Annotated in this window: 23 protein-coding genes and 1 pseudogene; 12 read left to right on the plus strand and 12 right to left on the minus strand. The window is 60.2% G+C overall.

From position 1 onward, the window contains the following. Together moaE and ACWNZ1_RS15150 are read left to right on the plus strand one after the other, a co-directional pair. Positions 1 to 453 (plus strand): molybdopterin synthase catalytic subunit MoaE, encoded by a 453-nt coding sequence (gene moaE / locus ACWNZ1_RS15145; protein WP_135847053.1) that lies wholly within the window; start codon positions 1 to 3, stop codon positions 451 to 453. A 268-nt stretch (positions 454 to 721) separates the two neighbouring features. Beyond that, entirely contained in the window at positions 722 to 1498 is a 777-nt protein-coding gene (locus ACWNZ1_RS15150) for an ABC transporter substrate-binding protein (protein ID WP_135847052.1), read from the plus strand. A gap of 142 nt (positions 1499 to 1640) precedes the next feature. On the opposite strand, the gene ACWNZ1_RS15155 is transcribed toward ACWNZ1_RS15150, so the two are convergent. The 5 genes from ACWNZ1_RS15155 to ACWNZ1_RS15175 all read right to left on the minus strand — a co-directional run bounded on the left by ACWNZ1_RS15155 (position 1641) and on the right by ACWNZ1_RS15175 (position 6871). Beyond that, positions 1641 to 2267, minus strand: a complete 627-nt coding sequence (locus tag ACWNZ1_RS15155) for a helix-turn-helix transcriptional regulator (RefSeq protein ID WP_135847051.1) — start codon at positions 2265 to 2267, stop codon at positions 1641 to 1643. A gap of 87 nt (positions 2268 to 2354) precedes the next feature. Further along, the gene (locus ACWNZ1_RS15160; protein WP_135847050.1) at positions 2355 to 3482 is read right to left on the minus strand and encodes an NAD(P)/FAD-dependent oxidoreductase; all 1128 of its coding nucleotides are present in this window, start codon (positions 3480 to 3482) and stop codon (positions 2355 to 2357) included. 86 nt (positions 3483 to 3568) lie between these two features. Then, positions 3569 to 4522 carry an ornithine cyclodeaminase family protein gene (locus tag ACWNZ1_RS15165; protein WP_135847049.1) on the minus strand — a complete coding sequence of 318 codons (954 nt, stop codon included), beginning with the start codon at positions 4520 to 4522 and terminating at the stop codon, positions 3569 to 3571. A 124-nt stretch (positions 4523 to 4646) separates the two neighbouring features. Beyond that, positions 4647 to 6122, minus strand: a complete 1476-nt coding sequence (gene rhlB, locus ACWNZ1_RS15170) for an ATP-dependent RNA helicase RhlB (RefSeq protein ID WP_135847048.1) — start codon at positions 6120 to 6122, stop codon at positions 4647 to 4649. Between the two features lie 92 nt (positions 6123 to 6214). Next, positions 6215 to 6871: an alpha/beta hydrolase gene (locus ACWNZ1_RS15175; protein ID WP_135847047.1), complete on the minus strand. Its 657-nt coding sequence runs from the start codon at positions 6869 to 6871 to the stop codon at positions 6215 to 6217. A gap of 473 nt (positions 6872 to 7344) precedes the next feature. Between ACWNZ1_RS15175 and ACWNZ1_RS15180 the strand changes: the two genes are divergently transcribed. The 4 genes from ACWNZ1_RS15180 to ACWNZ1_RS15195 all read left to right on the plus strand — a co-directional run bounded on the left by ACWNZ1_RS15180 (position 7345) and on the right by ACWNZ1_RS15195 (position 11506). After that, the gene (locus ACWNZ1_RS15180) at positions 7345 to 8376 is read left to right on the plus strand and encodes an amino acid ABC transporter substrate-binding protein (RefSeq protein WP_135847046.1); all 1032 of its coding nucleotides are present in this window, start codon (positions 7345 to 7347) and stop codon (positions 8374 to 8376) included. A 65-nt stretch (positions 8377 to 8441) separates the two neighbouring features. Next, positions 8442 to 9623, plus strand: coding sequence for an amino acid ABC transporter permease (locus tag ACWNZ1_RS15185; protein WP_135847045.1), 1182 nt, complete (start codon positions 8442 to 8444; stop codon positions 9621 to 9623). 10 nt (positions 9624 to 9633) lie between these two features. Next, positions 9634 to 10731 carry an amino acid ABC transporter permease gene (locus tag ACWNZ1_RS15190; protein ID WP_135847044.1) on the plus strand — a complete coding sequence of 366 codons (1098 nt, stop codon included), beginning with the start codon at positions 9634 to 9636 and terminating at the stop codon, positions 10729 to 10731. Between the two features lie 10 nt (positions 10732 to 10741). Continuing rightward, positions 10742 to 11506 (plus strand): amino acid ABC transporter ATP-binding protein, encoded by a 765-nt coding sequence (locus ACWNZ1_RS15195; RefSeq protein WP_003178331.1) that lies wholly within the window; start codon positions 10742 to 10744, stop codon positions 11504 to 11506. Between the two features lie 56 nt (positions 11507 to 11562). Here ACWNZ1_RS15195 and ACWNZ1_RS15200 read toward each other — a convergent pair whose 3' ends face one another. Both ACWNZ1_RS15200 and ACWNZ1_RS15205 read right to left on the minus strand, forming a co-directional pair. Continuing rightward, positions 11563 to 12045, minus strand: a complete 483-nt coding sequence (locus ACWNZ1_RS15200) for a type II toxin-antitoxin system MqsA family antitoxin (RefSeq protein WP_135847043.1) — start codon at positions 12043 to 12045, stop codon at positions 11563 to 11565. Further along, positions 12042 to 12353, minus strand: a complete 312-nt coding sequence (locus ACWNZ1_RS15205; protein ID WP_256453708.1) for a type II toxin-antitoxin system MqsR family toxin — start codon at positions 12351 to 12353, stop codon at positions 12042 to 12044. The genes ACWNZ1_RS15200 and ACWNZ1_RS15205 overlap by 4 nt, the downstream gene beginning before the upstream one ends. A 161-nt stretch (positions 12354 to 12514) precedes the next feature. Here ACWNZ1_RS15205 and ACWNZ1_RS15210 point away from each other — a divergent pair, with 161 nt between their 5' ends. The 5 genes from ACWNZ1_RS15210 (at position 12515) to ACWNZ1_RS15230 (ending at position 16457) form a co-directional block, all read left to right on the plus strand. Continuing rightward, positions 12515 to 13174 (plus strand): FadR/GntR family transcriptional regulator, encoded by a 660-nt coding sequence (locus ACWNZ1_RS15210; protein ID WP_256453707.1) that lies wholly within the window; start codon positions 12515 to 12517, stop codon positions 13172 to 13174. 36 nt (positions 13175 to 13210) lie between these two features. Continuing rightward, on the plus strand, positions 13211 to 14515 hold the full coding sequence (locus tag ACWNZ1_RS15215; RefSeq protein WP_256453706.1) for a CynX/NimT family MFS transporter: 1305 nt from the start codon (positions 13211 to 13213) through the stop codon (positions 14513 to 14515). A gap of 88 nt (positions 14516 to 14603) precedes the next feature. Beyond that, entirely contained in the window at positions 14604 to 15074 is a 471-nt protein-coding gene (locus ACWNZ1_RS15220; protein ID WP_265072369.1) for a nuclear transport factor 2 family protein, read from the plus strand. A 41-nt stretch (positions 15075 to 15115) separates the two neighbouring features. Further along, positions 15116 to 15439, plus strand: a complete 324-nt coding sequence (locus ACWNZ1_RS15225) for a GIY-YIG nuclease family protein (RefSeq protein WP_256453704.1) — start codon at positions 15116 to 15118, stop codon at positions 15437 to 15439. Positions 15440 to 15518: 79 nt separating this feature from the next. Next, complete coding sequence (locus ACWNZ1_RS15230; RefSeq protein WP_265072368.1) at positions 15519 to 16457, plus strand: glutathione S-transferase family protein; 939 nt, start codon at positions 15519 to 15521, stop codon at positions 16455 to 16457. A gap of 577 nt (positions 16458 to 17034) precedes the next feature. Here the strand turns inward: ACWNZ1_RS15230 and ACWNZ1_RS15235 are convergent. From ACWNZ1_RS15235 to yejK, 3 genes and pseudogenes are all read right to left on the minus strand, one after another. Then, positions 17035 to 17118, minus strand: a pseudogene (locus ACWNZ1_RS15235) (hypothetical protein); the annotation flags it as partial. A 111-nt stretch (positions 17119 to 17229) separates the two neighbouring features. Continuing rightward, a complete protein-coding gene (locus tag ACWNZ1_RS15240) occupies positions 17230 to 17586 on the minus strand; it encodes a glutaredoxin family protein (RefSeq protein ID WP_256453702.1) in 357 nt (118 codons plus the stop codon). Further along, positions 17586 to 18590, minus strand: coding sequence for a nucleoid-associated protein YejK (gene yejK, locus ACWNZ1_RS15245; RefSeq protein WP_135847036.1), 1005 nt, complete (start codon positions 18588 to 18590; stop codon positions 17586 to 17588). The genes ACWNZ1_RS15240 and yejK overlap by 1 nt, the downstream gene beginning before the upstream one ends. A gap of 395 nt (positions 18591 to 18985) precedes the next feature. Here yejK and ACWNZ1_RS15250 point away from each other — a divergent pair, with 395 nt between their 5' ends. Beyond that, positions 18986 to 19267 (plus strand): HU family DNA-binding protein, encoded by a 282-nt coding sequence (locus ACWNZ1_RS15250; protein ID WP_007905514.1) that lies wholly within the window; start codon positions 18986 to 18988, stop codon positions 19265 to 19267. A 175-nt stretch (positions 19268 to 19442) separates the two neighbouring features. Here the strand turns inward: ACWNZ1_RS15250 and rlmF are convergent, their stop codons facing one another. Both rlmF and ACWNZ1_RS15260 read right to left on the minus strand, forming a co-directional pair. After that, positions 19443 to 20468, minus strand: coding sequence for a 23S rRNA (adenine(1618)-N(6))-methyltransferase RlmF (gene rlmF, locus ACWNZ1_RS15255; protein WP_135847035.1), 1026 nt, complete (start codon positions 20466 to 20468; stop codon positions 19443 to 19445). A 193-nt stretch (positions 20469 to 20661) separates the two neighbouring features. Continuing rightward, positions 20662 to 23508, minus strand: coding sequence for a valine--tRNA ligase (locus ACWNZ1_RS15260; RefSeq protein WP_135847034.1), 2847 nt, complete (start codon positions 23506 to 23508; stop codon positions 20662 to 20664). Positions 23509 to 23530: the final 22 nt, after the last annotated feature.

The raw sequence follows: 23530 nt of genomic DNA on the forward strand, positions 1-23530 counted from the left end.
ATGGCTATTCGTGTGCAGGCCGAGCCATTCGACCCGGGTGCCGAAGTCAACGCGATGCACGCGGCCAATGTCGGTGTGGGGGCGGTGGTGAGTTTTGTCGGCTACGTGCGTGACTTCAATGACGGTCTCGAGGTATCCGGGATGTTTCTGGAGCACTACCCGGGCATGACCGAAAAGGCCCTGGGCAAGATCGCCACCGAGGCCGAGCAGCGCTGGCCGCTGCTCAAGCTGGAGGTGCTGCACCGCATCGGTGCCCTGGAACCGGGCGAACCGATCGTCTTTGTCGCGGCCGCCAGTGCCCATCGCCAGGCGGCATTCGACGCCTGCGCCTTTGTCATGGACTACCTCAAGACCCGCGCGCCGTTCTGGAAGAAGGAAAACACCGCCGACGGCCCGCGCTGGGTGGAAGGGCGCGACAGTGATCATGCGGCGGCGGGTCGCTGGAAGCAGTAGGCAGCCTGTCAGTCATTTGGAGGCTGTGAGTCCGCCTTCGCGAGCAAGCCCGCTCCCACAGGGAATCTGTGTCGTACACATATTTGTGCTCAACGCAGGGCCTCTGTGGGAGCGGGCTTGCTCGCGAAGGGGCCATCAGCCTTCCATCATTTTCCCGCTTTCCCCAATTGACGATGTGTACATTAAAGTCCAGTATGGATTTATAAGTACAAAATAGTCACGCCCACCTTTCTCTGCCAAACCAACAACAACCCGCGAGAGATCGATCATGAACAAACGCCACCTCATCACCGGCCTGGCCTTGAGCCTGCTGGCCTCCAGCAGCCTGTTCGCCGCCGAGAAAACCTTGCGCATCGGCATCGAGGCGGCTTACCCGCCGTTTGCTTCCAAGACCTCGGAAGGGAAAATCGAAGGTTTTGACTACGACATCGGCAATGCCTTGTGCGCGCAGATGAAGGTCAAGTGTGAGTGGATCGAAGGTGAATTCGACGGGCTGATTCCATCGCTGAAGGTGAAGAAAATTGACCTGGCGCTGTCGTCCATGACCATTACCGAAGAGCGCAAGAAGTCGGTGGATTTCACCCACAAGTATTACTTCACCTCATCACGGTTGGTCATGAAGGAAGGCGCGGTGGTCGATGACCAGTACGCCAGCCTCAAGGGCAAGACCGTGGGCGTGCAGCGCGCTACCACCACCGACCGCTTCGCCACTGAAGTCTTCGAACCCAAGGGCGTGACGGTCAAGCGCTACAGCAACAACGAAGAAATCTACATGGACCTGGCGTCCGGTCGCCTGGACGCGATTTTCGCCGATACCATCCCGCTGGAGGACTTCCTGTCGATGCCTCGGGGCAAGGGCTACGCGTTTGTCGGGCCGGAACTCAAGGATCCGAAATACGTTGGTGAAGGCGCGGGTATCGCGGTGCGTAAAGGCAATACCGAGTTGGTGGCGGACTTGAACAAGGCCATCGATGGGATTCGGGCCAGTGGGGAGTATCAGAAGATCCAGGCCAAGTATTTCAAGTCGGATATCTACGGCGACTGATCAATCGCCATTGCGAGCAAGCTCGCTCCCACAACGGATTTGCGGCGGACACAGTTTTTGTGTTCAACGAGATCCACTGTGGGAGCGAGCGTGCTCGCGATGAGGCCAGGCCAGGCCAGGCCAGGCCAGGCAACAAAAACCCTCAGCCCTTCAACTCCTTCAAATGCTTGTACACCGTCGCCCGCCCCATGTTCAGCACATTGGCCACGTAGTTGGACGCGCTCTTGCCCTTGAACGCGCCCTCGGCGTGCAGCGCCAGCACCAGTTCGCGTTTGTGGTCGCGGGTCAGCAGGTTCAGGCTCAGCTGGCGTTCGCGCATCCAGGCATGGAGAAAGGTGTTGATCCGCTCCTGCCAGTCATCGCGAAACAGTGAGTCCGGCTGCGGGATCAACTTGCTCGGCGAGAGGAACAGGTCCAGCGCGGCCTTGGCATTCTCGAACAGCGAAATATTCAGATTGATGCACAGTACTGCCAGCGGATGACCGTCGGCGTCGCGCAGGACGCTGCTGAGGCTGCGAATCTTCTGCCCATCCCAATTCAGCTTTTCGTACGGCCCGATGTTACGTTCGCTGACGTCTTCGCTGAGCATGTCTTCCAGGGATGAGTCATCGCCAATCTCACGCTTGGACAGGTTGTTGGCGATGTAGTCGACTTTCTGCGAGCGAAGGTCGTGCAGCACCACCTCGGCGTGGGGGTAGAACAGGGTGGCGATGGCGTCGGCGATGGTGTGGAAATTATCCAGTGCCGGATCAGTGTGAGGGGCGTTCATGACAGGGCTCCAGGCAGCGTCAGCGCCCCGTGAAGCAGGGGCGCGGGGAGTGTGCCGCAATCGAGGCGATGCGTCACCTGGGTGGATTCAACCCAGGCGTGTCGGCGAGAGCATGGCGCTGCTCAGGCCGAAACGGGCCAGGGCCTCGGGCAGCGGTTCGCCACGTACCAGCGCCGCGCTGGCCTGGCCCATGGCCGGGGAGGTCTGGATGCCATAGCCGCCCTGGGCCGCGACCCAGAACAGCCCGGGGACCTGTGGATCGAAACCGGACAGCAGGTCCCCGTCGGGGACGAAGCTGCGCAACCCGGCCCAAGTGCGGGTCGGGCGGCGGATGGTCAGGGTGGTGGCCTCTTCGATCTGGTAGATGCCCATGGCGATGTCCAGCTCTTCGGGCTGCACATCATGAGGCTCCACCGGGTCGGCGTTGGCCGGTGAGCCGAGGAACATGCCGGCGTCTGGCTTCATGTAGAACGATTCGTCGAGGCTTACCAGCATCGGCCAATTGTGGATATCTACACCCTCGGGGCCGGCGAAGATGAAGGCCGCGCGCCGCTTGGGTTGCAGGCCCAGCCTTTGCGCACCGGCCATCTGCGCAACCTGGTCGGCCCAGGCTCCGGCGGCGTTGATCAGCACCGGCGCACTGAAGGTCTGGTCGGCGGTTTTTACCTGCCACAGCCCTTGGTCGTCACGGTTCAGGCCGAGGACTTCGCTGTCGGTGTGCACTTGGCCGCCGCTGCGACGGATACCGCGCAGGTAGCCTTGGTGCAGCGCGTCGGTGTCGATGTCGCAGGCTGTGGGGTCGTAGATTGCACCGTGGACCTTGTCCCGTCGCAGGATCGGCAATCGCACGCAGGCTTCTTCGGCACTGAGCAGTTGCATCTGCGGCACCGTGGCCTTGGCGCTGAGGTACTGGTTGTTCAATTCGGCCGGGTCGCCGGTGAAGTCCACGGTCATTTCGCCCCGTGGGGTGAGCAGCGGGTGTTCGCAAAAACCGGCTGGTGGGGCATCGAAAAAATCCCGACTGGCCTGGGTCAACGCCCGCACCTGAGGCGTGCCATAGGCCGCGGTGTATAGCGCCGCCGAGCGTCCGGTGGAATGGTAGGCCGGATGGGATTCGCGCTCGAGCACAATGACCCGGCCATGGGGGGCCAGCCAATAGCCGGTGGAGGCACCGGCAATGCCGCCGCCGATGATGATGAAATCTGCTGAGGTCATGACGCTCTCCTGTGGAGCAGGGTGCCGGGCGTTCGTAGGAACTTGTGGGAGCGAGCAAGCCCGCTCCCACAGGGAATCGAGTCGTGTCAGTTGTGGTGGTGCAACCGGTAAAGCGCATTCGCCAACGCAACGTCTTCCAACCCCAGGCCGATGGAGCGGAAGAACACGTGGCGTTGGTAGTCGGGGCGTGCCACGTAGTCGCTGAGCAGTTCGGGCAAATCGCCGACGATGTTCGAGGCGTCCCAGCCGTGCTGTTCGCCGGCAATCAGCATTTCACCGGCCGAGCCCGGGGTGGTCTGACGATAGTCGCAGAACACGTCCATGTCGTTGAGGCTTTGCGGCGGTACTTCGTGGGCGCGCGGAGCGTTGGTGCTGATGGAGGTGATCAGGGCTGGTTTGCTCAAACTCTGCGGGTCGAGCACCGATTTGGCGGACGAGGTGCAGAGCATCACCACATCGGCGTCATGCAGCGCCGTTTCAAGGCTGTCGGCGATGTGCAGGCGCGGGTCCAGGCCGGTGATCAAGGCGTGCTCTTGTGCCGTTTTGCCCTTCAGGCTCGGCGAATAGAGGCTGATGTCTTGCCAGTCCCGCAGGCCCTTGACGTACTGCACGTGGGCGCGCGCCACCGCGCCGCTGCCGATGACCGCCAGGCGCCTGGCCTCGCGTGGGGCGAGGGCATCGACGGCGACGGCGGTGGTGGCGGCGGTGCGGGCGGTGGTCAGTTCGGTGGCATCGCACAGCAGCAGCGGCTGGCCGGTCTGCATCGACATCAGCAAGGTCCAGGCGGTGACCAGCGGGCCTTGCTCGCGCACGATATAGGGTGAGGTCTTGATCCCGTAGACCTGATCCTCAGCCAGCACGCCCAGGTAGTTGATGAAGTCCCCGGCGCCTTGGGGAAAAACCACCAGTTGCTGGGCTGGTTGGACGGCCTGCCCGGCGGCGAGGTCGCGGAACAGCTTGCGTAGGATCTGCGGTACGTCGACTTGTCCGAGCAGTTCTCGGGCCTGGGCTTGGGTCATCACGTAGGGCGTGCTGGACATCGGGACTCCGGGGTGCTTGTGTAAACTAATTTGTCCATTATGGACTTTTAGTTCTGTTGGGCAATATCCCGGGCGAAAAAAAAGCGCAGCGTTTGCGGCTGCGCTTTCTGGTTCCAGGCGACGGTTAAGGGCGCTTGCGCTCAACCGGCCGAAGCAGATGAGTCGGTGGGGTTTCGCAATTGATCTTCTTCCCTAGCAGCGCTTCGATCGATGGCAACTGATAGGAGTCATCCTCACCGGCGAAGCTGATCGATACGCCAGCAGCGCCTGCACGCCCGGTACGGCCAATCCGGTGCACATAGTCATCCGGCACTTCCGGCAACGTGAAGTTGATCACGTGGCTGATGCCGTCGATGTGGATACCGCGTCCGGCCACATCAGTGGCCACCAGCACGCGGATCTTGCCTTCGCGAAAGCCTTCCAGCGTCTTGATGCGCTTATGCTGTGGTACGTCGCCCGACAGTTGCGCGGCGTTGACGCCATCGCGCACCAGGCGTTCTTCGATGCGCCGTACTTCGTCCTTGCGGTTGGCGAAGACCATCACCCGTTCCCAACCGTTGTCGTTGACCAGGTTGTAGAGCAGCTTGTACTTGTCGGCACCGGCCACTGCATAGATGTGCTGTTCGACGTTTTCGCTGGCGACGTTCAGCGCCTCGATCTCGACGATGGACGGGTCGGTGGTCCATTGCTTGGCCAGGTTCATCACGTCTTCGGTGAAGGTGGCGGAGAACAGCAGGGTCTGGCGTTCGCTTTTCGGTGGGGTCTGGCGAATGATCTGGCGCACCTGCGGGATGAAACCCATGTCGAGCATGCGGTCGGCTTCGTCCAGCACCATCACCTCGACCATGTCCAGGTGCACGTCGCCACGCTGGTTGAAGTCCAGCAGGCGGCCCGGTGTGGCGACCAGGATGTCGCAGTGGCGCGCTTCGAGGTGCTTGAGCTGTTTATCGAAGTCCATGCCGCCCACGAACGTCATCACGTTCAGGCCGGTGTACTTGGTCAGGTCGGCGGCGTCCTTGGCGATCTGTACCACCAGTTCGCGGGTCGGGGCGATGATCAGTGCCCGCGGCTCGCCCATGTAGCGCTCTTTAGGCGGCGGGGTCTGCAGCAACTGGGTGATGATGGAAATCAGGAACGCGGCGGTCTTGCCAGTACCGGTCTGGGCGCGGCCGATGGCGTCTTTGCCGGCGAGGGTGAAACCCAGCACCTGGGCCTGGATCGGCGTGCAGTACGGGAAGCCCAGGTCCTGGATGGCGTGCATCAGCTCAGGGGCGAGTTTGAAGTCGTGGAAGCGGGTCTTGCCTTCCTGGGGTTCTACGACGAAGTCCTCGAGCTTCCAGGCGACGACCGGCGGTTTCGGTGCGCGTTCGCGGCGCGGCTTGGGGGCTTCGTTGCGTGGCTTTTCTGGTTCAGGGGCCGTAGCAGGCTGGGCGGCGGGTGGGGTCACCGGCTCTTTTTTTGCCTGTGCAGCAGGGGCAGCACGGCGCGGTTGTTGCGCATCGGTACGGCTCTGGCCGTTGACAGGGGCGCTTGCGCCAGGCGCGAGTTGCTCGGCCTCGCTTTTACCGAACATCTTCTTGAGTGCTTTGAGCACGGTCATCTCATCGATTGGTTAAGGAATGTACGCCGGCCAGTGTAATGCAAGAAACGGGCGCGGCGTAGTGTGATCATCAAAGGTGGCGATGAGCCTTTTTAGTGCAGCTGCTCGGTCAGCCAGGAACCGATGTCGCGAATCTCCTCGGGTAACACTTCGTGGCCCATTGGGTATTCTTGCCATGTCACGGTGACACCATGCTGCTTTAAATACTCTTTTGCGGTACGGCCCATCGGGTTGAGCACGACCTCGTCGTATTGCCCGTGCAGCGCCAGTACCGGAATGCGTTGCTGGCTGGCCGACAATTGCAGTTCATCGCTGAAAGTCGGTGCATAAGTAGACAGCGCGATCACGCCGCCCAACGGACCCTGCCATTTCACGAATGCCGTGTGATAGACCACCGCGCCGCCCTGGGAGAAACCTGCCAGGAAAATCCGCGAGGCGTCTATTCCGCTGGATCGCTGGATGTCGATCAAATCACTGACCCGCTGCGCCGAGGCTTCCAGTTGCTGTTCGTCAATGGCCCGCGCCGGGCTCAAGGCGCGGATGTCGTACCAACTGGGCATCTCATAGCCGCCGTTGATCGTTACTGGCTGGGTCGGTGCCTGGGGCAGAACGAAACGCGTGGTGAGCAGTTTTTGCTGCAACATTTCGGCGACCGGCAGGAAATCATAACGATCGGCGCCCAGGCCGTGGAGCCAGATAACGCACGCGTCGGCAGTGCCGCTGGGCTCGAGAATCAAGGGGTCGGTCATGGTTGTGCTCCAAATCTGTGCGGGCGCGCCCAATCAGTGCGTGATTACAGTGCGTGCCCGGTGCCTCAGTTAATTAGATGTCGCAAAGTTGAAAGTTTTTGTCTTGACGTGTTTTACAAGGGCCAAGCGCAGCGGTCTGGTACGGGCTTTGCTATGGGTATAGCTGAGTGATGATTCTCATGCTGCGCGGTAACACTATCAGTTCGACGCGCCGCATGGGATATCAGAAATCCGGTGATGAATGTTCGCCAGTAGCCGCTTCGGGCTTCGCGAACGTGAAGGGCTACAGCCCGTTCGGCCGATTGGTGAGAGGTGGGTATGACCACTGTGTGTGGACGTTCTCATTAATAGACTCATAGCGAAGGTCCAAACGTCGGTTGACCCGAAAAAAAGCCAACAAGGGTCGGCAATGCCTCAAAAGGGTGCGACAGGGCTCGAGCTCCGACACAACAAGAGCAAAACTGGAGGTTTGAATGAAGTTACTGAAATCCACCCTGGCCGTCGTGACTGCAGCGGCAGTACTCGGCGTCAGCGGGTTCGCTCAGGCGGGTGCAACCCTGGATGCCGTACAGAAGAAAGGCTTTGTGCAATGTGGTGTGAGTGATGGCTTGCCGGGTTTCTCGGTGCCTGATTCGACCGGCAAGATCGTCGGTATCGACGCTGACTTCTGCCGCGCCGTGGCCGCTGCTGTATTTGGTGATGCGACCAAGGTCAAATTCAGCCAGTTGAACGCCAAGGAGCGCTTCACTGCGCTGCAATCGGGCGAAATCGATATGCTCTCGCGCAACTCCACCATGACCAGCTCCCGTGACGCTGGCATGGGCCTGAAGTTTCCAGGTTTCATTACCTACTACGACGGCATCGGCTTCCTGGCGAACAACAAGCTGGGCGTCAAGAGCGCCAAGGAACTGGACGGTGCAACCATCTGCATCCAGGCCGGTACCACCACCGAGCTGAACGTTTCCGACTACTTCCGCGCCAACGGCCTGAAGTACACCCCGATCACTTTCGACACCTCCGATGAAAGCGCCAAGTCGCTGGAATCCGGTCGTTGCGACGTGCTGACCTCCGACAAGTCCCAGCTGTTCGCCCAGCGCAGCAAGCTGGCTTCGCCGAAGGACTACGTGGTTCTGCCGGAAACCATTTCCAAGGAGCCTCTGGGTCCGGTCGTGCGTAATGGCGACGACGAGTGGCTGGCCATCGTGCGTTGGACCGGCTACGCGCTGCTCAACGCTGAAGAAGCCGGTGTGACCTCGAAGAACGTCGAGGCCGAAGCCAAGGCCACCAAGAACCCTGACGTCGCTCGTATGTTGGGCGCCGACGGTGAATACGGCAAAGACCTGAAACTGCCGAAAGACTGGGTCGTGCAGATCGTCAAGCAAGTCGGTAACTACGGCGAAATGTTCGAGCGCAACCTCGGCAAGGGCACTCCGCTGGAAATCGATCGCGGCTTGAACGCTCTGTGGAACGCTGGCGGCATTCAATACGCACCACCAGTGCGCTGATGGTTCTATCACCCGGTGGGCCAACCACCGGGTGATGTTCTGTTCCATTCTTTGCGGGGCACTTCATGCAAAATTCAATCGGCGCACCTAAGCAGAGGCTCAGCCTCAGCGATCCACGAGTGCGTGCGTGGGTATTTCAGATCGTCACGGTCGTGGCGGTTATTTCGCTGGGCTGGTTTCTGTTCGATAACACGCAGACCAACCTCGAGCATCGGGGTATCACCTCCGGCTTCGGCTTCCTGGAACGCAGTGCCGGGTTCGGCATTGCCCAACACCTGATCGACTACACCGAAGCGGACAGCTATGCCCGCGTCTTTGTCATCGGGTTGCTCAACACGCTGTTGGTGACCTTCATCGGCGTGATCCTGGCGACCATCCTCGGGTTCATCATTGGCGTGGCGCGACTGTCGCAGAACTGGATCATTTCCAAGCTGGCGACTGTTTATGTCGAGGTCTTCCGTAACATCCCGCCGCTGCTGCAGATCCTGTTCTGGTACTTCGCGGTGTTCCTCAGCATGCCTGGCCCGCGTGCCGCCCATAACCTGGGCGACACCTTCTTTGTCAGCAGCCGGGGCTTGAACATGCCGGCCGCCCTGACCGCAGACGGGTTCTGGCCGTTTGTGATCAGCATCGTGCTGGCCATCGTCGCCATCGTGCTGATGACGCGCTGGGCGAACAAGCGTTTCGAGGCGACCGGCGAGCCGTTCCACAAGTTCTGGGTCGGCCTGGCGCTGTTGCTGGTGATCCCGACCCTGTGCGCGCTGCTGTTTGGTGCGCCAGTGAGTTGGGAAATGCCGGAGCTCAAGGGCTTCAACTTCGTCGGTGGCTGGGTGCTGATCCCGGAACTGCTGGCCTTGACCCTGGCCTTGACCGTGTACACCGCGGCGTTCATCGCCGAGATCGTGCGCTCGGGCATCAAGTCGGTGAGCCACGGCCAGACCGAAGCGGCCCGTTCCCTGGGGCTGCGCAACGGTCCGACCCTGCGCAAGGTGATCATCCCGCAAGCCCTGCGCGTGATCATTCCACCGCTGACCAGCCAATACCTGAACCTGGCGAAAAACTCGTCCCTGGCAGCCGGTATCGGTTACCCGGAAATGGTTTCGCTGTTTGCCGGTACGGTGTTGAACCAGACCGGCCAGGCCATCGAGGTGATTGCCATCACCATGAGTGTGTACCTGGCGATCAGTATCAGCATTTCCTTGCTGATGAACTGGTACAACAAGCGCATTGCGCTGATCGAGCGGTGAGGAAACGCGCATGACGACTCATACTTTCAAACCTGACATGCCCCCGCCGGGCAGCAGCATCGGCGTGGTGGCGTGGATGCGCGCCAACATGTTCTCCAGCTGGATCAACACGCTGCTGACGCTGTTCGCGTTTTATCTGATCTACCTGATCGTCCCACCGCTGTTGCAATGGGCGATCCTCGATGCCAACTGGGTCGGCACCACCCGCGCCGACTGCACCAAGGAAGGCGCCTGCTGGGTGTTCATCCAGCAGCGTTTCGGTCAGTTCATGTACGGCTACTACCCAGCGGACCTGCGCTGGCGTGTAGACCTGACCGTGTGGCTGGCGGTCATCGGTGTGGCGCCACTGTTCATCTCGCGCTTCCCGCGCAAGGCGATCTATGGCCTGAGCTTCCTGGTGCTGTACCCGATCATCTCCTGGTGCCTGCTGCACGGTGGCGTGTTCGGCCTGGACGCCGTGGCGACCAGCCAATGGGGCGGCCTGATGCTGACCCTGGTGATCGCCACCGTCGGTATCGTCGGCGCTCTGCCGCTGGGCATCGTCCTGGCCTTGGGTCGCCGCTCGAACATGCCGGCGATCCGTGTGGTCTGCGTGACCTTCATCGAGTTCTGGCGCGGCGTGCCGTTGATCACGGTGCTGTTCATGTCGTCGGTGATGCTGCCGCTGTTCCTGCCCGAAGGCATGAACTTCGACAAGCTGCTGCGGGCGCTGATCGGGGTGATCCTGTTCCAGTCGGCCTACATTGCCGAAGTGGTACGTGGCGGCCTGCAAGCCATTCCCAAGGGTCAATACGAAGCGGCCGCCGCGATGGGCCTGGGCTACTGGCGCAGCATGGGCCTGGTGATTCTGCCGCAAGCCTTGAAGATGGTGATCCCCGGTATCGTCAACACCTTCATCGCGTTGTTCAAGGACACGAGCCTGGTGATCATCATCGGTTTGTTCGACCTGCTCAACAGCGTGAAACAAGCTGCCGCCGACCCGAAATGGCTGGGCATGGCCACCGAAGGCTATGTGTTCGCCGCCCTGGTGTTCTGGATTTTCTGTTTTGGTATGTCCCGCTATTCCATGCATTTGGAACGCAAGCTGGACACTGGCCACAAGCGTTAGGAGTTGACTCATGAGTGAAGCGATCAAACAGCCTGTGAGCCCTGAAGGCATTATTCAGATGCAGGGCGTGAACAAGTGGTACGGCCAGTTCCACGTGTTGAAAGACATCAATCTGAACGTCAAGCAGGGCGAGCGTATCGTGCTGTGCGGCCCGTCGGGTTCCGGCAAGTCCACCACCATCCGCTGCCTCAACCGCCTGGAAGAGCACCAGCAGGGCCGCATCGTGGTCGACGGGGTGGAACTGACCAACGACCTCAAGCAGATCGAAGCGATCCGCCGTGAAGTCGGCATGGTGTTCCAGCACTTCAACCTGTTCCCGCACCTGACCATTCTGCAGAACTGCACCCTGGCGCCGATGTGGGTACGCAAGATGCCCAAGCGCAAGGCCGAGGAAATCGCCATGCATTACCTGGAGCGCGTGCGCATTCCAGAGCAGGCGCACAAGTACCCGGGCCAGCTCTCCGGCGGTCAGCAACAGCGTGTAGCCATCGCCCGAGCCCTGTGCATGAAGCCGAAAATCATGCTGTTCGACGAGCCAACTTCGGCCCTCGATCCGGAAATGGTGAAGGAAGTACTGGACACCATGATCGGCCTGGCCGAAGACGGCATGACCATGCTCTGCGTAACCCACGAAATGGGCTTTGCCCGTACCGTGGCCAACCGCGTGATCTTCATGGACAAGGGCGAAATCGTCGAGCAGGCGGCGCCGAACGACTTCTTCGACAACCCGCAGAACGACCGCACCAAGCTGTTCCTGAGCCAGATCCTGCATTGATCCCTTAGGCAGTGAAATAAACCCGGACTTGTCCGGGTTTATTTTTTGCAGCAGGTTCAATGATTCGTGAGGGTTTCGTGCTCTTTGTGCACCGTTGTCCTGAATTTTCTCAAGTCCGTTTCTTCAGCTAACGCCTGTGCATCTGCAAGCAAATGCGGGTAACGGTCAAGCAGGCGCATCAGCAACGTCAATGCTTTTGGTGGTAGTACCTCGCCGCGCTCATAGCGGGAAAACGCGTTGTGGCCGCCGCCTGATAACAATGCCACCGCTTCTTTTTGAGACAAGTGCAGTTTGCGACGGATGCGTTTCATTTCTTCGCCGATCATCTTCCTGGCAGCGGTGACCAGCTCATCTCCCGCATCTGTATAGCGATCCGAGCAACTGGTATCGAGCTCGACCTCGCCGCACATCAGGCATTCCCAGCCAGACAAATCATCGACCCGGCGCTCCAGTCCCTTGACGCACAGGGTTTCTGCGCGGCCTTCGAAATGCAGCATGCCCTGCGGAGCACCACAGCTGAAACACTGTTGAGTCTTCATGGGTTTTTCTCCTTGAATGAAATCACCGGTGGGCCTGCGCTTGGGCGGTAGGTCACTTTGATGTAAATCTCCAGACCGTGTGAGTGGGTGCGATAGACGTCATGCCAAACCCGATGATCGTCGTAGGTCGTCACGGATTTGTAGAACTGCTTGCGCTCAAGCTCACAAACAACCTCCAACATGTCCGAAACGTTCAAGCCAAGCGTCCACGCGGTTTTTTTTGCAGTGGTGGTAAAAGCGTTTCTTCCAAGCCGCTTGATGTCCGCCTTGATCACAGCCATATCGTAATGAGGTGTGCTCTTGTCCATAAAGCCCTGTGTCTTATCCTTAAATTACCCTATAAGGGTAATTTTGACTAATCGAAAATTCTGCTTCTTCCCTCCATTGACCCTAGGCGGTTGCCGTCCTACGCGAAGCTGACTAACATGTCAGGAAATTCATCCTATGATTGGATGAAAAGGCGAATCCGATGTCAGACATTTCTCCATTAATAAAGCGCTCCCTGGTTGATCAGGCCTTGGAGCAATTGCGGCGGCGCATCAGCGACGGCGTGTGGGCTGTCGGCCAGCGCCTGCCTACCGAACCGGAGCTGGTGGCGGAGCTGGGTATCAGCCGCAACACCGTGCGCGAAGCTATGCGTGTGCTGGCGTTTTCCGGGTTGATCGAGATCCGCCAGGGCGACGGCAGCTACGTGCGGGCGGTGGTTGATCCGCTGGATACCCTCAAGGTGTTGTCGCGCTGTTCGTTGGAGCAGGCCCGGGAAACCCGGCATATCCTGGAGGTCGAGGCCATCGGCCTGGCCGCGCTGCGACGCACCGCTGAAGACTTGATTGCCTTGCGCCAGGCGCTGCAGGACAGCGGTGAGCATTACCACGGCGACCTGGAGCACTACATTGCCTGCGACCTGGTGTTCCATCGCCTCCTGGTGGATGCCGCGCACAACCCTGCGCTCAGTGAGCTCTATCGCTACTTTTCCAGCGTCATCGGCGCACAGTTGCGCCAGAGCCTCAACATCACCCCGCGTCATCAACATGTGTTCGACCTGCACGTCGAAATCCTTGAAGCCGTCGAGCAACAGGATCCGCAACGGGCCAAGTCCCTGTGCCGTCAGTTGATCAATGAACCCTGAGCTCTTGAAGTCCTGAGCCCCGAACTCGAGTTTTCCATGTCCCGCGATCTGCTTGACCGTACCCACTCGACGACGCCCAAACGCACCGCCGAACTTGAACAACTGTTGATCGACGCCGAGGCCGATGATGAGCAGGCCCAGCAGCGCCAGCCGTTGGTGCGCCGGCCCTGGCTGTTGCTGCTGGGGCTGATCCTGGTGGCGCTGAACCTGCGTCCGGCGCTGTCGAGCATGGCGCCGTTGCTCGGTGACGTATCGAAAAGCCTCGGCCTGTCGGCCGCCCAGGCCGGTTTGCTGACCACGCTGCCGGTGCTTTGCCTGGGCCTGTTCGCGCCACTGGCGCCCGTGCTGGCGCGGCGCTTCGGGGCCGAGCGCGTGGTGCTGGGGATTTTGCTGATGCTGGCTGGCGGGATCATTGTGCGCAGCTCATTCGGCCAGGTCGGCCTGTTCGCGGGCAGCATCCTGGCCGGTGCGAGCATCGGCGTGATTGGCGTGCTGCTGCCGGGCATCGTCAAGCGCGACTTCGCCAAACAGGCCGGTGCCATGACCGGTGTCTACACCATGGCGCTGTGCCTGGGTGCGGCGATGGCGGCCGGGGCAACGGTGCCGTTGAGCGAGCACCTGGGCCACAGCTGGACCCTGGGCCTGGGTTTCTGGGTGGTTCCGGCGCTGCTGGCGGCAGTGTTCTGGTTGCCGCAAGTGGGCCAGAAACACGGAGCCCACCAGGTGGCGTATCGGGTCCGCGGTTTGCTGCGTGATCCCCTGGCCTGGCAGGTGACGTTGTACATGGGGTTGCAATCGTCCCTGGCCTATATCGTGTTTGGCTGGCTGCCGTCGATCCTCATTGGCCGGGGCCTGACCCCGACACAGGCCGGGCTGGTGCTGTCCGGCTCGGTCATCGTGCAGTTGATCAGTTCCCTGGCCGCGCCTTGGCTGGCAACGCGGGGCAAGGACCAGCGGCTGGCCATCGTGATCGCCATGCTCATGACCCTTGGCGGGCTGTTCGGTTGCCTCTATGGCCCTATCGAAGGCTTGTGGGGCTGGGCGATTCTGTTGGGTCTGGGGCAGGGCGCGACATTCAGCCTGGCGCTGACGCTGATCGTGCTGCGCTCGCGGGACGCCCATGTCGCCGCGAACTTGTCCAGCATGGCCCAGGGTTTCGGTTATACGCTGGCGTCGCTGGGGCCGTTCGCGGTGGGCGTGGTGCATGACGTGACGGGCGGTTGGAATGCCCTGGGCTGGATCTTCGGTCTGATCGGTCTTGGCGCGATCGTCGCTGGCGTCGGCGCGGGTCGGGCGTTGTACGTGGGGGTCAGCAGCGAAAAAGTCACCGATCTTCGTTGATGTCATTTTCATGGCGAATGCCGATAGTCTTCCCCGCCGTGGGAGATTATCGTTGCAGGTCTATTGAAGCGAATTTCGGAGTCTGTCCATGAGTGATGCCCACAACGCCTTGATCACCCGCTTTTACCAGGCCTTCCAGCGCCTGGACGCCGAAGCGATGAGTGCCTGCTACACCGACGACGTGCTGTTCAGCGATCCGGCGTTTGGCGAGCTGCGCGGGCGCGATGCCGGCGACATGTGGCGCATGTTGACGACCCGGGCCAAGGACTTTTCGCTGACCTTCGATAACGTGCGCAGCGACGAGCGTACCGGCGGTGCTCATTGGGTGGCGACCTACCTGTTCAGCCAGACCGGTAACATCGTGATCAATGACATCCAGGCGCGGTTCGTTTTTCGCGACGGCAAGATCTGCGAGCACCATGACAACTTTGATCTGTGGCGTTGGTCCCGCCAGGCGTTGGGCACCAAGGGCTTGCTGCTGGGCTGGACACCGCTGGTGCGCAACGCGGTCAGGGCCCAGGCGCTCAAGGGGCTGCGGGCGTTCCAGGCCAGTCGCTGATAAGATCGCGGCTTGTTTCCTTTACGCTCGTTGAACCTGTCGTGACGACTGCCAATCCCTCTTCCGATCTGCCTGTGCAAGCCACGACCGAACCGGGCAAGCCTTGGTTCGTCTACCTCGTGCGGGCCGCCAACGGCTCGCTGTACTGTGGCATCAGTGATGACCCGGTGCGGCGTTTCGCCAAGCACCAAAGCGGCAAGGGCGCGCGCTTCTTCCTGTCCAGCCCGGCGGTGGCGCTGGTGTACACCGAGGTCTGTCGCGACAAGGGCGAGGCCCTGCGCCAGGAGCGGCTGATAAAAAAGCTCAAGAAAAGCGCCAAGGAATGCCTGGTGGCCAGTGCGCTGTCGCTTCATCAGCCTGGCTGATAGGCCTTTATCAGGCCGGTAGGCTGGTCCGGTCAGGCGCGCTAAGCTGCAAGACTTCATTCCTGCAGTGGCGAACTCCATGTCAGAGCTGATTCTTCATCATTACCCGACGTCTCCTTTCGCAGAAAAGGCCCGGCTGTTGCTGGGCTTCAAGGGCCTGTCCTGGCGTTCGGTGAGCATCCCACCGATGATGCCCAAGCCTGACCTGACGGCACTGACGGGTGGCTATCGCAAGACGCCGGTATTGCAGATCGGCGCGGACATCTATTGCGACACGTCGCTGATCGCCCGTCGGTTGGAGCAGGAAAAAGCCTCGCCGGCCCTGTTCCCCGAAGGCCGGGAAATGCTGGCTGCGTCCTTTGCCGCCTGGGCCGATTCGGTGGTGTTCCAGCATGCCGTGAGCCTGGTGTTCCAGCCTGAGTCGGTGGCGGTGCGTTTCGCCAAGCTATCGCCTGAAGCCATCAAGGCGTTCATCAGCGACCGCGCCGGGCTGTTCAGTGGCGGCACGACCACGCGCTTGCCCGCCGATCAGGCCAAGCACCAGTGGCCGACGATCATGGCCCGCCTGGAGCAACAGTTGCAGCGCGAGGAGGGCGATTTCCTGTTGGGTGATCCGTCGATTGCCGACTTCGCCATGGCCCATCCGCTGTGGTTCCTCAAGGGCACCCCGGTGACTTCGCCGCTGGTGGACGCGTATCCGGCTGTTTCGGCGTGGTTCACGCGAGTGCTGGGTTTCGGCCATGGCGCGTCGAGTCAGATGAGTGCCGAAGAAGCCTTGGACGTTGCCCGCAACGCGACACCGGCAGCGCTGCCGGAGGAGTCGTTCGATGAACCGAACGGGTTCACGGCAGGGCAGCAGGTGACCATCGCCGCGACGGACTATGGCGTCGATCCGGTGGCTGGGGAGTTGTTGTTTGCGGGTAGCGAAGAATTGATTCTGCGTCGCGAAGACGAACGTGGCGGGGTGGTGCATGTGCACTTTCCAAGGCTAGGCTTCAAATTTTTTTCGAAAACGTGAATGTTGGTTAGATTACGAGGAGTTGCCCTTGTTTCTAAGGGCAACCCCAGATTTTTTATTGTTCAAAGGTAGAACATTAAGTCTGTGGCATAACCCGACGAGTCCGTGGGAGTCGTGCAGATTCCACCGATCACTAACACCGCGCCAGAATTTTGGTGGCTTGCTTGAGTGAGATCTAACGTGGTAGCAAAATCTCCATTTACATTGCAAATAGCGGTTCCCAGAGTGGCGTTGGTGTTGGTTTCCCAAATGGTTACTGCACTATATGGGTGACCCCTACCAGTGACGTAAGGAGGATTATTTCCTCTACTATTTGGTGCGGGGCTAGTAAAAGCGGGGGCTGTAAGAGTCATTTTTTTCTCCGGTTGCTCTGAGTTTTAATATTAAGAGGGCTGAAACGCTGAAACTCCTCTAAATATTAAGTTATGCAGTAGCTTGAGGAGGGGGTACTGTCAGGGTCGACAGTTTTTTATGATGATTCGCTATTAGGTTTTTATTTCTTGTGGCTAAGTACTTAACGCCCCAGGGTAGTTTTGAGGTTGCGCAGATTCAACTCCACATGCCGTCGGTCGTTGCCGAACTGGTTGAGGGTACGTTTATCCGCCGGGATGTCCGGGAACAACCCGTAGTCCTTGTTGCGGATGTGGTCGTAGACAGCTCGCAAAGAACCAGGTGTGCCGCATTGGGAGGAATCAGACCTCGCAGGTTGAAGATCGTTGTTGCGGGGCTGATTGAACCGCTCGTGCTGCTCCCGTTGAAAATGCCATCAGAACTATAAAGCGGACAACGCCTTGAGAATGTTCTCCGGTTCATACCCACGAATCAACGTGCCATTCACATCGAGGATCGGAATTCCCCGACCGCCCAGCGCCTCGTAGGCCTTACGCGCCTCGGCATCTTTCTCGATATCGAACTCGCGAAACGGCACGCCTTTCTCATCCAGGAACCGTCGTGTCGCCTTGCAGTAGCCGCACCAGTCGGTGGCATACAGCACGACCCGGGCGTTGCTGCGAATCTGCTGTGAAACCATCTGCGACGGGTTGAACACCCGTTCGATCTTGCCCCAGTTCTGGTACGCCACCACTACCAGCAGAATCAGCAGAAACTTCTTCAGTACCCCACCCAGCATCAGTTGCGTCGCTTGAGCTGATCGGTCAGGGACGTGGGCAAGCCCTTGATGATCAGCGTGCCGGCTTCTTCGTCATATTCGATCTTGGAGCCCAGCAGGTGCGCTTCGAAGCTGATGGACAGGCCTTCGGCGCGGCCGGTGAAACGGCGGAACTGGTTGAGGGTGCGTTTATCCGCCGGGATCTCCGGCGACAGCCCGTAGTCCTTGTTGCGGATGTGGTCGTAGAAGGCTTTCGGGCGATCTTCGTCGATCAGTTCGGACAGCTCTTCCAGGCCCATCGGCTCGCCGAGCTTGGCCTGGCTGCTGGCGTAATCCACCAGGGTCTTGGTTTTTTCTCGAGCGTCGTCTTCCGGCAGGTCCTCGCTTTCGACAAAGTCGCTGAAGGCCTTGAGCAGGGTGCGGGTCTCGCCGGGGCCGTCGACACCTTCCTGGCAGCCGATGAAGTCGCGGAAGTACTCCGAGACTTTCTTGCCGTTCTTGCCCTTGATGAAGGAAATGTACTGTTTGGATTGCTTGTTGTTCTGCCATTCCGACACGTTGATCCGCGCCGCCAGGTGCAACTGGCCCAGGTCCAGGTGCCGGGACGGGGTCACGTCCAGTTCATCGGTCACCGCTACGCCTTCGCTGTGGTGCAGCAGGGCGATGGCCAGGTAGTCGGTCATGCCTTGTTGATAATGCGCGAACAGCACGTGGCCGCCCACCGACAGGTTGGACTCTTCCATCAGCTTTTGCAGGTGTTCCACCGCCACGCGACTGAAGGCGGTGAAATCCTTGCCACCCTCCAGGTATTCCTTCAGCCAGCCGCTGAACGGATGTGCTCCGGATTCGGCATGGAAGAAGCCCCAGGCCTTGCCTTGTTTGGCGTTGTAGCTCTCGTTAAGGTCGGCGAGCATGTTCTCGATGGCCGTGGACTCGCTCAGTTCAGAGTCGCGGGCATGGAGCACTGCGGGTGTGCCGTCGGGTTTTTTGTCGATCAGGTGGACGATGCAATGACGGATCGGCATGGGTTTCTCGGCTGATGAAAGAGAGGAGGGGGCGCTCCCCAAAAAAGGCCCAGTGTACCGCAATCACTGGTTTTGGAACCTTGCAAAGGCCCTTTCAGACCCTTGCGACAGCCCATATGCAATTTTTTACCGTTTTAGCGCAAGAAACCTGACCAAATGGGTAGCTAGAAGCGGATATTTCCCCTGCTCTGTGCTAGTTTTGCCCGGTCTTACGCGAAGTCACTGCGTTAAGCGTGCATTCAGCATTTGTCAGGTCGAACCAAACCCGGTTTTCGGCATCTATTACCCCGATCCGTCGTGGTGATTGCCGAGGGTGCCTGATCAAGAGAGATCGGGCTCGATGGCTGACACTGCACTCTGCAATCCATATGAATTTGATAGGGAAGGAACACTACATGGCTCTTACTAAAGACCAACTGATCGCTGACATCGCTGAAGCAATCGACGCGCCGAAAACCACCGCGCGTAACGCTCTGGACCAACTGGGCCAAATCGTTGCCGATCAGCTGGAAAATGGCGGCGAAATCACTCTGCCAGGTATCGGCAAGCTGAAAGTCACCGAGCGTCCTGCCCGTACTGGCCGTAACCCTTCGACTGGCGCTGCCATCGAAATCGCTGCCAAGAAAGTGATCAAGCTGGTTGTGGCCAAAGGCCTGACCGACGCGGTCAACAAGTAAGACTGCTGCAATAAAAAAACCGTGCCGCGGAGTGATCCGGGCACGGTTTTTTGTTGTCTTGGATAAAGGGGCCTGTGGCGAGGGGAGTTTGTGGGAGCAAGGCTTGCCCGCGACACAGGCGATGCGATCTTTCTGAAACCGAGTCACCTTCATCGCGGGCAAGCCGTGCTCCCACTCAGTTCTTGCGGGCCCACCGCGACTGGCGCCAAGCTTGCTGTTGCTCCTCAGTCTGGAAGGTCCAGGCCACGAAGCGGCTCTGCTTTTGCCCCTGGGACATTTCCACCACCTGGCTGTGCAGTGCGCCGGCCTTTTTCAGCGCGGCCTGAATCGCCGGCAGGTTCGACGCCTTCGACACCAGCGTGCTGAACCACAGCACTTGCCGGGCAAGCTGTGCGCTTTCGCTGATCAGTTGCGTCACGAACCGGGCTTCCCCGCCCTCGCACCACAGTTCGGCGGCCTGACCGCCAAAGTTCAGCACCGGCAGCTTGCGTTTCGGATCGGCCTTGCCCAGCGCCCGCCATTTGCGCTGGCTGCCCTTGGTGGCTTCCTCCAGCGACGCGTGGAACGGCGGGTTGCACATCGTCAGGTCGAACCGCTCGGCGTCCTCCAGCAAGCCCAGCAGGATGTGCTTGCGATTGGCTTGCTGACGCAACTGGATGACCTTGTTCAAGCCGTTGGACTGGACAATGGCCTTGGCCGAGGCGATGGCCGTCGGGTCGATCTCCGAGCCCAGGAAGTGCCAGCGGTAGTCGCTATGGCCGATCAGCGGATAGACGCAGTTGGCGCCGGTGCCGATGTCCAGCACCTTGACCGCCGCCCCGCGCGGGATTTCACCGTCGTTGTGGCTGGCGAGCAAGTCGGCGAGGAAGTGCACGTAGTCCGCACGGCCTGGCACCGGAGGGCACAGGTAATCGGCCGGAATGTCCCAATGGGCGATGCCATAGAAGGATTTGAGCAGCGCCCGGTTGAATACTCGCACGGCTTCGGGGCTGGCGAAGTCGATGCTTTCCTTGCCGTACGGATTGATGATCACGAACTTGGCCAATTCAGGCGTGGACTTGATCAACGCCGGGAAGTCGTAACGGCCCTGGTGGCGGTTGCGCGGGTGCAGGCTGGCCTTCTCCCGCGGTGCCACGGCTTTGGCCTCGGTGGCGGGTTTGGGCTTTTGGCGTGCAGGTTTGGGTGTGCGGGGGGCGGTCATGGGCGGGTCGATTCGGGGAGGGTTCAAAAAGTGGCGGGTATTGTCCCACATCCAGCCCTGTCTTGATGACTGCGCGGTTTAAATGTGGGAGCGAGCAAGCCCGCTCCCACAAGGGGTCTTCATTGTTTGGGAAAAAGTGCCAGGCATAAAAAAGGAGGTCCATCAGGACCTCCTTCTTCATTGCGAGCCACCGTTACAGGCTGGCAATCCGCGCGTGCTGCTCGGCCAGCTTGCCCAAGGCCTGTTCGGCCTCGGCCAGTTTGGCCCGTTCCTTCTCGATGACTTCGGCCGGGGCCTTGTCGACGAAGCCGGCGTTGGACAGCTTGCCACCGACCCGCTGCACTTCGCCTTTGAGGCGCAGGATTTCCTTGTCCAGGCGCGCCAATTCGGCGGCCTTGTCGATCAGGCCGGCCATCGGCACCAGCACTTCCATCTCGCCGACCAGGGCGGTAGCGGACAACGGCGCTTCTTCGCCGGCCGCCAGGACGGTCACCGATTCGAGCTTCGCCAGTTTCTTGAGCAGCGCCTCATTTTCGTTGAGGCGGCGCAGGTCTTCGGCGCTGGCGTTCTTCAGGAACAGGGTCAGGGGTTTGCCCGGGCCGATGTTCATTTCGGCGCGGATGTTACGCAGGCCCAGCATGAAGGTCTTGAGCCATTCGATGTCGTCTTCGGCCGCCGGATCGATGCGGGTTTCGTTGGCCACCGGCCAAGGTTGCAGCATGATCGTCTTGCCTTGGGCGCCGGCCAGCGGTGCGATGCGCTGCCAGATTTCCTCGGTGATGAACGGCATGAACGGATGCGCCAGGCGCAGGGCCACTTCCAATACGCGCACCAGGGTACGGCGGGTGCCGCGCTGGCGTTCGACCGGTGCGTTTTCATCCCACAGTACAGGCTTGGACAGTTCCAGGTACCAGTCGCAATACTGGTTCCAGATGAACTCGTACAAGGCCTGTGCCGCCAGGTCGAAACGGAACTGATCGAGCTGGCGCGTCACTTCGGCCTCGGTGCGTTGTAGCTGCGAAATGATCCAGCGATCGGCCAGGGTCAGTTCATAGGCTTCGCCGTTCTGGCCGCAGTCTTCGCCTTTGTCCAGCACGTAGCGCGCGGCGTTCCAGATCTTGTTGCAGAAGTTGCGATAGCCTTCGACGCGGCCCATGTCGAACTTGATGTCGCGACCGGTGGACGCCAGCGAGCAGAAGGTGAAGCGCAGGGCGTCGGTGCCGTAGCTGGCGATGCCCTCGGCGAACTCTTCGCGGGTGGCCTTCTCGATCTTTTTCGCCAGTTTTGGCTGCATCAGGCCGGAGGTGCGTTTCTGTACCAGGGTTTCCAGGTCGATACCGTCGATGATGTCCAGCGGGTCGAGGACGTTGCCCTTGGACTTGGACATTTTCTGGCCCTGGCCATCGCGCACCAGACCATGGACGTAAACGGTCTTGAACGGTACCTGTGGCGTGCCGTCCTCGTTTTTCATCAAGTGCATGGTCATCATGATCATCCGGGCGACCCAGAAGAAAATGATGTCGAAACCGGTGACCAGTACGTCGGTGGAGTGGAATTTCTTCAGGAACTCGGTCTGTTGCGGCCAGCCCAGGGTGGAGAAGGTCCACAGGCCCGAGCTGAACCAAGTGTCGAGTACGTCGTTGTCCTGTTGCAGCGCTACGTCCGGGCCGAGGTTGTGCTTGGCACGGACTTCGGCCTCATCGCGGCCGACGTAGACCTTGCCCGATTCGTCGTACCAGGCTGGGATTCGATGGCCCCACCACAGCTGACGGCTGATGCACCAATCCTGGATGTCACGCATCCACGAGAAATACATGTTTTCGTATTGCTTGGGCACGAACTGGATGCGACCGTCTTCCACGGCGGCAATTGCCGGCTCGGCCAGCGGCTTGGTGGACACGTACCACTGGTCGGTCAGCCACGGCTCGATGATGGTGCCAGAGCGGTCGCCTTTCGGGACTTTCAGGCCGTGGTCGTCGACGCTGACCAGCAGGCCGGCGGCGTCGAACGCCGCAACGATCTGTTTGCGCGCTTCGAAGCGGTCGAGACCGGCGTATTCGGCCGGGATCTGGCCGTCGACGCTTTCGTTCAGGGTGCCGTCGAGGTTGAACACCTGGGCGGCGGGCAGAACATTGGCGTTCTTGTCGAAGATGTTCAGCAGCGGCAGGTTGTGGCGCTTGCCGACTTCGTAGTCGTTGAAATCGTGGGCCGGGGTGATTTTCACGCAGCCGGTGCCGAATTCAGGGTCGCAGTAGTCGTCGCCGATGATCGGGATGCGCCGGCCGACCAACGGCAGTTCGACGAACTTGCCAATCAGGGCCTGGTAGCGCTCGTCATTCGGGTTCACTGCCACGGCGGCGTCACCGAGCATGGTTTCCGGGCGCGTGGTGGCGACGATCAGGTAATCCTTGCCCTCGGCAGTTTTCGCGCCGTCGGCCAGCGGGTATTTCAGGTTCCACAGGAAACCTTTCTCGTCATGGTTTTCCACTTCGAGGTCGGAAATCGCCGTGTGCAGCTTGGTGTCCCAGTTGACCAGGCGCTTGCCGCGATAGATCAGGCCGTCTTCATGCAGGCGCACGAAGGCTTCTTTCACCGCTTCCGAGAGGCCATCGTCCATGGTGAAGCGCTCGCGGCTCCAATCCACGGACGAGCCGAGGCGACGGATCTGCCGGCTGATGTTGCCACCGGACTCGTCTTTCCATTCCCAGACTTTCTCGAGGAATTTCTCGCGACCCAGGTCATGGCGATTCTGGCCCTGGGCTTCGAGGCGACGCTCCACCAGCATCTGCGTGGCGATACCCGCGTGGTCGGTGCCCGGCTGCCACAGGGTGTTACGGCCTTGCATGCGGCGGAAACGGATCAGGGCATCCATGATCGCGTTGTTGAAGCCGTGGCCCATGTGCAGGCTGCCGGTGACGTTCGGCGGCGGGATCATGATGGTGTAGGAATCGCCCGCGCCTTGCGGAGCGAAATAATTCTCGGACTCCCAGGTGTTGTACCAGGAAGTTTCAATGGCGTGCGGCTGGTAGGTCTTATCCATGCGCGGCGGGACCCTATTGGCA

It is taken from the genome of Pseudomonas sp. CFBP 5748 (assembly GCF_053850495.1).